Annotated in this window: 7 protein-coding genes and 1 pseudogene; all 8 read right to left on the minus strand. The window is 46.7% G+C overall.

The window, feature by feature from the left end; translation table 11 throughout:
- Positions 1-14: 14 nt before the first annotated feature.
- A pseudogene (locus C6H66_RS01605) lies at positions 15-263 on the minus strand (type VI secretion system lipoprotein TssJ); the annotation flags it as partial.
- On the minus strand, positions 241-1,323 hold the full coding sequence (gene tssG, locus C6H66_RS01610) for a type VI secretion system baseplate subunit TssG (RefSeq protein WP_105394624.1): 1,083 nt from the start codon (positions 1,321-1,323) through the stop codon (positions 241-243). The gene tssG and the pseudogene C6H66_RS01605, both read right to left, overlap by 23 nt.
- Positions 1,287-3,047: a type VI secretion system baseplate subunit TssF gene (gene tssF / locus C6H66_RS01615; RefSeq protein ID WP_105394625.1), complete on the minus strand. Its 1,761-nt coding sequence runs from the start codon at positions 3,045-3,047 to the stop codon at positions 1,287-1,289. Before tssF ends, tssG begins: the two co-directional genes overlap by 37 nt.
- 534 nt (positions 3,048-3,581) lie before the next feature.
- Positions 3,582-4,565, minus strand: coding sequence for a T6SS immunity protein Tli4 family protein (locus C6H66_RS01625; protein WP_105394627.1), 984 nt, complete (start codon positions 4,563-4,565; stop codon positions 3,582-3,584).
- 152 nt (positions 4,566-4,717) lie between these two features.
- A complete protein-coding gene (locus C6H66_RS01630) occupies positions 4,718-7,207 on the minus strand; it encodes a T6SS phospholipase effector Tle1-like catalytic domain-containing protein (protein WP_105394628.1) in 2,490 nt (829 codons plus the stop codon).
- Complete coding sequence (gene tli1a / locus C6H66_RS01635; RefSeq protein ID WP_105394629.1) at positions 7,195-7,710, minus strand: Tli1a family immunity protein; 516 nt, start codon at positions 7,708-7,710, stop codon at positions 7,195-7,197. Before tli1a (C6H66_RS01635) ends, C6H66_RS01630 begins: the two co-directional genes overlap by 13 nt.
- Before the next feature lie 51 nt (positions 7,711-7,761).
- A complete protein-coding gene (tli1a, locus tag C6H66_RS01640) occupies positions 7,762-8,274 on the minus strand; it encodes a Tli1a family immunity protein (RefSeq protein WP_105394630.1) in 513 nt (170 codons plus the stop codon).
- A gap of 787 nt (positions 8,275-9,061) precedes the next feature.
- Positions 9,062-10,144 (minus strand): type VI secretion IcmF C-terminal domain-containing protein (locus C6H66_RS01645; protein ID WP_282183104.1); only part of this gene is annotated, 1,083 nt, incomplete at its 5' end.

The raw sequence follows: 10,144 nt of genomic DNA on the forward strand, positions 1-10,144 counted from the left end.
AACAAGGTCAAAGCTTTGTTATCTCGCAACTGATAAACCCGAACCAATGCCGGAACGGACAGAGCAGCACTTTCTTCAGCGTCGGTATTGACCGCTGCCCGTGGAATAAAATCCAGATGCAACGTCTTCACCTGCTTATGAAAAGGGGAGTGAATGGCCGCTGCCGTGCCATCAGTCACCGTCTGAGTCAAACCGCCCCCTGCCAATAGTAATATTATCGCCGTCATCACCGACGCAACCTTATAAAAAGGTATAACTAACATAGTCTTCTCCTTTATCTTGATTATTGTCTGGAGATATCCCCTGATAACCTCCCAGATTCAGCGTAATGTTGTCAGGCACTGCCGCCTCTTCAACTTTTAAACCTAATACCCCTGTCAGCCCTAACTGAACAGGCTGACCACCTAATATCGGCGGCGGCAATATGCGAGTTGGCAGAGTCAGTTGCAATACGGCTTGGTATCGCCAGCCCAGATAAACCCGCAGCAACACCAAAAAATCGCTGTACAACTGCCCGCCCGGCAACCAGCCCCGAGCTTCATCCGGGCAATCCGTATGCAGCGCCAGCAATAACTGGCTATTGATATCAATGCCCATTCTGCCTAGCACGGTGCGCTGCGACAGGGAAATTCGGTGAATATCTGAAAGACTCGCCGGTTGCATGAGATGGATCTGTCGTGGGCAAGAGGGCGTCACCACGATCCGGGTTTTCGGCGCCAACAATGCCACCAGCGCCGATACACCTTCAGCGGTTCGAGTTGGCAGACGCATAACACTGAGCAACGCCAGAAAACGAGACATCGGCGTGGCTATCTGTTGCTGACTACCCGGTATCCCTAAGCCAATCAGCCCAAGCAAACATTGGGATGTTCTGTCGGTTCCTCCGGTAGCAAAAGTCGCCGGATAAGAGTATTTACGCCAGATACGGTAAAACTGGGTGAACATCCGGTGGTTAAAAATATCCAGAAAGGCTTCGATTGTTTCATTCCCTTCCCTTTGCTGAGCGATATCGTTCAGGTAAGCGGTCGGCAACAAAGAATCCACCCCATATAACCCCATAAACGCTGTTCTGGCCGTCGGTGGACGCTCTGGATGTTCACTGTCAGTTTCTATCGCTTTCAGTTCACTGACGGGAAATCCCAAACCCGGATGAGGCCGCAAACGTATCGCATCATCAGCCGGATTTTCCGTACTACCCAGTGGCGGCCGCTCAGGGACTGCACGTTCAATGATCTGGCAGAACTGGTAGAAATCGAGTGTCGAAATGTCAGCTTCCAACATCGCCATCAGCCGGGAATGTTCTGACAGTGTTGTTCTTCCCATAACAGTCGTTCCCCCGTAGGTTGTAAAATCAGCGTAAGTCGGTTAAACAGATGAATATCGGTGTACAAGGCAAAGAAACGGCTGAGCATTTCGCCAAACAAGCAGATATCACCGTTGCCTGCAAAGCCGTTGCTATCCAGAGTCACTTCAATGTGTACGCCCCGCCGCAAACATCCCTGCTCAAATCGCTCAATCAGCGAATGCTTCACTGCGACAATCGCCTCCAGACGGCGATAATTCATCTCATTGTCGGTCCAGTCATACAGGGCCAACGTCCCGCGCAGCACTTCCGGGTTATCCATCATGCTAAGAAAGTTAGAACCAAGATGGCTGAGCACTCGCCAGTGGAAACGGTCCCGATTTGGCGGATAGCAGGGCAATGTCGGTTCACACAGATTACGTACCGTAAATTCCGCCAACGGAGGATTAACGGCGGTATCCAACGACGTATCCTGCAATGCCCTACGAGGCAGTTGACCATTGGTGCCGGTCATCGTGAGTGACAGAACTTCTTTTTCATACAGTTCATTATCATCAAAATCCGCTCCACCCAGAATAATCCAGGTGTCACACAGACCTGACGGCCCTCGTTTCACTCGGGTATGGTAGTAGCACTCCGGTGCGTCATGGCGCCACATGCCGCCTTTATGACGGAAACTACTGAACGGCACATACCGGCGGCCCTCGCGTTTTGAAGAGGAGACCTCATCCACGGAATAAACCTCGGTATGCCCATCCTGAAAGCGTACCGGATACAGCAAATACTCAGTTTGCAATGGTGATAATTGAAGCGGATCGGATTCCAATCGAAACAGGTTAATCACCGGGGTACAGTGCAAACGGATATGCTCGGCAGCAAATGGCAAATCACAGGGCCAACTTTCACGCAGAACCACATCCAACTCAAACCACGGCGTTCTCTCGGGGAGAGTCAACTTTTCCAGCCCACAGAGCGTAACAAACATAAACTTTTCACGGAAAGTGAAATATTCCAGCAGCAGTTGATAACCACTAAACGAACTTTCCCCTTTCGGCCATAACCTCTCCTCTTCGCCAAACCCCATTGGAGAGAATCGGCCTTCAAATGGCTGACGATCAGGTTGACCGGGTAAACGCAGGTAAAGTTGCTGTGTTTGCAGCGTAAACGCCCGATGCAATGCACAGGCCAGCGGGCTGTCGGCACTGAGATACAGCGGTAAACGGCTCAAATCAATTTGGCGCCAGTCCACCAATGTTCCACAGCTAAAACGCAATCGAATAACGGAACGTCCATTGGGTTCTTCTTGCAGGGAAGCGTCGGTCAATGCCAGAGGCAGCAACTGAACCGTCTGAGTCGTGGTATAACGACACCGGGTCTTGCTTGGGCCGATCGGTTGCGAAAGGATTTCAAAACCCTTTTTCACCTGTACCGAATTTTTCAACTGTGCCCAATCCATCCCAAATTCAACAATGGAAAGGGACGGAATCGTGCGTAGGTAATGCGGCCACAACAAGCTAACCAACCCTTCCGTCAACTCCGGCAAGTCATCATCCAGCTTCTCACGCAGGCGCCCGATCATAAAGGCAAAACCTTCAAACAGACGCTCCACAAAAGGATCGCGCATACCGATTTTATCCAGATTAAGCGCAGCCGCCCGGTCAGGATGAGCCTTAGCAAACTCTCTACCTGCCTCACGCAAATAGCGCATTTCTGCCTCATAATAGCGCAGGGTTAAATCATCCATAGGATGTTCCTCCAAAAGAGTTATTAAAAAAATACCGTTTCCCGTTCAGAATAAATAAGAAGGGAAATAAAATATTAGAAAAAAAAATAGCCGTAGTCTGATATCACCTAAAAACAATGCCAGACATAACGACATTCTCTATTTTATTGCCAGAGCAATCACGCAATAAGCAATTAATATTCAAAGGCAATGTTTCATACCGAAATACCTTGTCATTGATTTTTAAATTATTACCTCAACTAAAATAGTTATATAAATAGCCACATAAATCAACAAACAACATATTAGTGAAAAAGCCCACACCGGCAATCAAGATACTCATCAAGAACACGCCAGGAATCAAAAATAACACAATTTTATATTTTTTCCACCTTCCACGTTTAATTATCCGACGAATGATAAGTATATCAATAACCAATATTGCCGGACTAAAAACCAACATATAAAGCAAAAAAACCATTAGCAAAAAAAGCCATAACACCTTGCACCTCCCATTAGTGAATTATTTAAAACACTATCTCTCTCACTTTATTACTATTCGAAAGCATCCGGCCTTCTACGAAAAGTTTTCGTTATTGTATCCCAAAATGTGATCAATTCATCTTCGGTATATGGCGTTGCAGGTAACTGGTAATTCATTAACATAATGACAATACAAACTTTTTTATCATCCAATACCATATCATTTGCAATAAAATCAAATTGATAACGAGGATTATTATCAAAAGATTGCAGACCTACCGCTAACAACTCCGCGCCATGTATCCCATTTATCTCTCTTTCTCCTTCTCTTATTATCCTGCCATAGTTAACGAACCAATCCCTTTCAATTTCACCAATATGTTCAAGTAAAATCCCTTCCCCTTTAAGGTCATTAATGACTTCAAGACTAAATGTGAAATTATCATCCTGATTTCCTTGATAGACAAACTTTATACTTTCTTTTTCATTATTATAGTCGGCAATAAAACCATCAGGGATACAGATTCCTGCCTCTGTCGGAATATCGCTATCCTTTCTGCCACTGATTCTGGCAATTAGCTTTTGCATTTTGTCCAGAGTCTGAGAAAGCATTTTATATTGGCTTTCGGTCAATCCAGATTTTATATAACGGTCCCTTGAATAACTGTATTTATCATCTGATATCTCTGTAAACTTCATTTCTATAATAAAAGCAACCCCATTATCATATAAATGGGCTTCTAATACTCGGGTAAAACCGGGCTCACTGATACTGTTATTTCTATCAAAAATCACACCATATAAATTTCCCTGGAGATGATAAGTCTTCTTTAAAAAGGGCAGATCTTTCAAATCGGCCGTTTTAGTCGTCCTTAATTTTTGCTCTCTTATCTCTATTCGCTGTTCAAATGCGGATAAATGCATACGCTTGGTTTCTATTTTTGCATCACCAATAAATATCTCATTATTGATGATGTTTTCAAATGCTAAGGGAATATCAATCAGATAATTCCCGACACAACGAGTCTGCATATTGGATAATATTTCAGTTTTCATTTAATTTTCCTTTTCAGGTTAAAACGAGATAATAAAAGGCAGGGAAATATCACTGCTACAGGGTATAAATTGCTACGATAGTGAATAAAATGAGTAAGGTATTTTCTTATTCAATCTCACGCCGTATCAACACCATTGACGAATTACGTTTTTCATTTCTCAGGCTCCTTGAATGGGGTCGGTTCCAACGTTTTTCCCGCCCAACGCGCTTTGAGATTATCTTTGGTCATTTGCAACCGCCGCTCTTTGAGAAATTCCCTCTGCTGACGGGTCATTTCGCCCACGTTATGGGTGAACGCTTTTCTATACTCCGGTCCTGCCAACAGGGTGATCAGATCGCCGGAAGTTAAATACTGCACGGTCACTTCCCGCTCAGTGGCGAGGCTCTCGGACACTTTGTCGACAACCTCCACCACCGTGTTGGCGACTTTTTTCTGTTTCAAGGAAGACAGTATACCGCCTAGCGCTGGCGACACGAATCCCGCCACAGTGCCAGCCACCGACAGGAGTGACAGCGGTCTGCTGCAAATTGTACCGAAGTAAATTATTCGGTAGCGGAAATAACCTCCCAGCGGTTCACGTGAACCGAATGTCGAGTACATAAACCAGGCACGGGAATCGTGAACCTGATTATCATATAAGGCGATCAACAATGACTCGGGCGATTCCTGTTGACCGGGTTTTGCCGCCGGAACAGGCCGAAAAAGCTGTTTGACCAACCGCTCTCCCGCCGCTTTCATTTGTAGATACTCCAGAAGGTCATCATGATCATCCAACATGTAAATTGCCTGACGTGGCACGGTATCGACGAGAAACTGCCACCCACTGTGTTGTTCCCGCTGGTCACCGTGGTAGTCGCTGCGAAATTCCGCTGCCGCTTCCCGCAACTGGTTCTGGGCGGTTTCCGGGTCGAAATCCGGCACTCCCTGCATTAACAACGGCGGCGTCTTTCCTCCATCGCGAAAAAATTCATTCCACTGCGCTTTCCGTTTAGCCTCGACCTGCTGTTGCGCCGCTTTTTGTGCCTGTTCACTCTGTTCATAATGCGCCTTTTTCGCATCACGATTAGGAGCCTCATGAAAAAACGGCGCACCGAGCAGCATGCCGTTGGCGTAGCGATTGATACGCCAGGCCGTCAGCCAGTTCATCTGGTTTTGCATCGCCTGTTCCAATGCCACAGAGGCCCGCACCGGTTCAAAACGAGCCGCGTCTTCATCTGACAGGGGTTGTTTGGGCATCTCCAAACCTAATGTAACTTGGCGCCAGGCGTTGAAGCGCTCAGATAATGTTGTTGAAATAAAGAATTCGGAACCAAGATCAAGCGGCATTGAACGCCAAATGTCTTGAGATAATTCTTGTGGTAAAGCATTTTTGGGCACTTTCAGAGGAGCGCCAACTTCAAATGCTGCCGCATACATTTCATGCAGAGCAATCTGTGATAACAACAAACCATCGGTTTTACCTATCGCCTTACCTTGTTCTCCCGGTGGATAACCACCCCCCAAATCAGAATGCACGCCGGGATAAATCACCTCGGTACTGCCTGTCGGGTAAGTGCCATCCGAACGGCGAATGGAATCCATCGGGAAACACAACCGCTGTTCATGGGTCGAGACCAGGTGCACACAACGTTTCACCAGACCACCGTAAGTCTCCTCCGATGGCAGTTCCTGCGTGCCGTCCGCCCAGGCCATATGACCTTCAACAACGGGGATCATATGGGGCACCCCGACCGACGCCACCGTGTCAAACAATCCGAGAAATTCTACGCTGATGGGTAAATTACTATCCGGGTCTGTATCGTGTTTATGTTGCAGACACTGAGCCGGTTTCTGCCCTGCTTCTCTCGATGGTGGAAGCAGCTCGGTCAGCCAGTTAACAAAAGTCCGTGCCTCCGCAGCCCCACGGGAAAAACCATACACATACAATTTCATGCCCAACAACTTACACTTACCCCACCCCGGCTGACTGCGGGCTATCCTCAGTTCACGTTTTAAGCTCGCAAACTGCTTATAAAACTCCTCATAGCGGTTATTACTGCCACCTAACTCCAGCATATTCCATGTGGTTGCCATCGCTTTCAGGGATTTTTGACAAACATCATCATCAATGGTGTCGTTTACCAATACGCGCTTTAATACATCAATCAACCGCAGTAATGCCCAATTGATCCGGTCCTCTCCTCCGCTAGCTGTCGCCAGCCCCAATTTACTGTAATCCAGTTCATTAATTTCCGGGAAAGGAGTTCCCACACCGGGAATATAATACTTAAAGTACTTTCTTCCGGTGCTCTCAATATTATCCAGTAACGGCTTACCTGATGCCCCGCCGGCATAACCCGCCCCAATCGTCGCCTGAAAAAGGCGGACAACATTGGTCGGATGGTTAGGAACAACCTGATAAAGGTCGTTATATAAATTATTGCCTGTGCCGTCAAAAAACAGGCTGACATGCAACGTATTACAACAGGGACGGATCACCCGGCGATTGGCAGCCAGACAAAGTTCCTGATAATAAGCTTTTTCCTGACTGTCCTGTTGCTGACAGTTTTCCACCAACAGATAACTTTTGGCAGGCAACCGCCCCTGAGCCGGAAAAGGGGCTGGCAACCAGACCAGATCATGATGCTTTATTTCGGACATACTTTTGGCTCCTTCATTTCCAAGGGTTCTTTAATCGGGTAGTTCGGGCTACCGTAGGCATAACACGAGGTCGTAACTTTTATCTGATCACAGGGTAGGAAGTGCACCGTAATACCGCAGGTATCACCACCATTCTGATAATAAGGAACCGGCACTACCTGGCTATGCTGGCGCTTCTGAGCTCTGATTTTTCTATCCCATTCCAGATATTTCTCTCTATTTTCATAGCCGGGAAAATCGTCGGAAAAAGCGACACCGGTCTCCCAATCCACCTTAACCGTCATCCCCGGACGCCACTTATCTGGAGCCCGATAGCAGCAACCGCCACCACCGCCCTGATATGGTCCGATACTGTCGATACCCGGTTGATCATCCACAGTGAACCGGTTAATCGCCCATTTGGTATGATTAATGGCGATAATTATCCCCGCCTGTGCCGGAAACTGGCTACAGACGACCAACAGCAGGGATAAAACCGCCAGCCTCAATTGTTGTTTTTTCATCTTCTACTTCTTCACATTAGTGATAATCTGGACTTGAGGTGCCTGTATGCATTACTTCGGACATACTTTTGGCTCCTTCATTTGCAAGGGTTCTTTAATCGGGTAGTGAGGACTACCGTAGGTGTTACACGAGGTGGTAACTTTGACCTGATCACAGGGTAAGAAATGCACTGTAATACCGCAGGTACGCTGCCCGGTATAATCAGGTACAGGCACTACTTTGCTATGCTGGCGTTTATAAGTATCCATTTTCTTTTGCCACGCTAAATATTTCTCATCATCTCCAAAACCTGGGAAACCATCCATTTCCCCTACACCCGTCTCCCAATCCACTTTAACCGTCATCCCGGGCCGCCACTTATCTGGGGCTCGATAGCAGCAACCACCACCACCACCCTGATATGGGCCGATAATGTCGATACCCGCTTGATCATCCACAGTGAACCGGTTAATCGCCCATTTGGTATGATTAATGGCGATAATTACTCCCGCCTGTGCCGGAAACTGGCTACAGGCGACCAGTAGCAGGCATAAAATTGCCAGCCTCAATTGTTGTTTTTTCATCTTTAAATACCTACTCCTATTTACTCTATGGTGTCTCCAATACTGGCGACGTTATTAATAATTTCTACGGTCATTGGCAAACAACACAAAACTAATAAAAGTTCGGCATGTCATTATCGTCATACCGGGGAATAACCCACACAGATATTTCCCAACCGGTAGTTAACCGGGACGAAGATATTTACACAGGCCGCTCACCTTTTCGCAATAAATCATGCATAAACAGAATGAGCGATTTCTGAATTTCCCTATCTTCTCGGCGGGTGCTTATAAAAATCAACTCTTTTTTTTCAAAAAAAATACGATTCTTAATGCACACCCCTTATCACCACCGATATAACAGCATGTCGAACAGAATAATTTAAACTTCATGACAATAAAATGACATTTATTGACAAAACTAAACTGACATTGATTGCCATAAAATGAAGGCGACCTGAATACGCTGTTATAATCATATTCCTATGATAACAACATCTATTTTCATCCTATTCAATAAATTATATCCGCTTTAATCTTATCACTCCTTTTTAAATTTCATTTACCTCATCACTATAAAGAAGAATCATTCTCATTCCTGCAATACGAATAACAAGATATTTAATCACATCAAAAAATCCCATAGCAGTATTTCCTCTTCATTGAGAAAAGCATCATCATGCTTATCAACAATATAACCAAATATCTTTATCGGAATGTCTGTAGCAATATCTATTATGGCAGTTATTATATTAACGAAAAAAGTTAACGATTACGCTATTTCTTCATTTATCCCCAATAGCATGCATTATTCCGCTATCAGGTCATCGTCATTTACCGCTGATATTGTCCTGTGACTACCCGGTTTTACCGCAAAGATATTTTTCGGCAATTTAAATCCGCGCAATTTTAATAATGCCAGCGGCCCTTCGCCTAATTCTGTACGCAAAATCCAGGTCAACGGTAATCCATCCGGGGCAGTAAATATCAGGCGGTAACGGCTTTCATCCAGCCTTTCCGCTTTCGCCCGCTCCAACCAGCGGATCAACCCCCAGTTTCCCTGATAATCACCGAACAACCGCGCCCCAGTATTGACACTGGTCCACATCAGCGTCACCCCCGGTTCATCGGTCTCGCCCGGCCAGCGAAAACTCTGCCAGCTTTCCATCTGGTTAAAATAGCGCAATTGCTGTCCATCTATCGTCAGGTCGGTTTCCGCTACATCCCGAACCGGTTTGGCCCGCAGTTCAAACCGCAGCCCCTGACTGCCATCGGCAAACAGCAGGTCCGATAACTGACTAAGCTGATTTATCGCTTTCAAAAAATCCGGGTTAACCTGTACGCCCTGACCATTTACCTCATCCACCACCCACTGGTTCCCCGCTTTATGCACTATTCCGCCTAACTGACGCGTCAAAAACTGCTCTATCCGCCCCGAATCCGACCGAATAAACTGCCCCAACATCGGCAATGAGATTTCACTTTCCCCTCTGGCAAACGGGTAACGACCCGCGAATGCCCGGTTCCAGTTGTCGACTATCGCCCTCTGCCACTGGGTGTTCAGATTCGCTTCCGCCGGTTTCAGTACGCCCTGCCACGCCTGCGTTAATGGCTCCACAAACATTGCCTGACCAAAACCCCGCCATTGTCCCCCCAGACTGGCGGCTATCAGACGACCGTAGCCCTGTGTATCGGTCAAATCGGTGCTTTTCCCTTCAAAGACCGTCTTAGCCAACGCATTCGCCATTGCCGGCGGGTCATCACTGTTGTTCATCTGTTGCAGTTTCAGCCGCACTTCGGTTACCCGCGTGAGGAAGGTTTGTAAATTCAGCGTGCTGTCGGCTTTCATGCCCTCCGTTCCTCTGTTTTCTCCCATCAGCGCCAGCAACGG

Source organism: Photorhabdus hindustanensis, assembly GCF_002968995.1.
Taxonomy (GTDB): domain Bacteria; phylum Pseudomonadota; class Gammaproteobacteria; order Enterobacterales; family Enterobacteriaceae; genus Photorhabdus; species Photorhabdus akhurstii.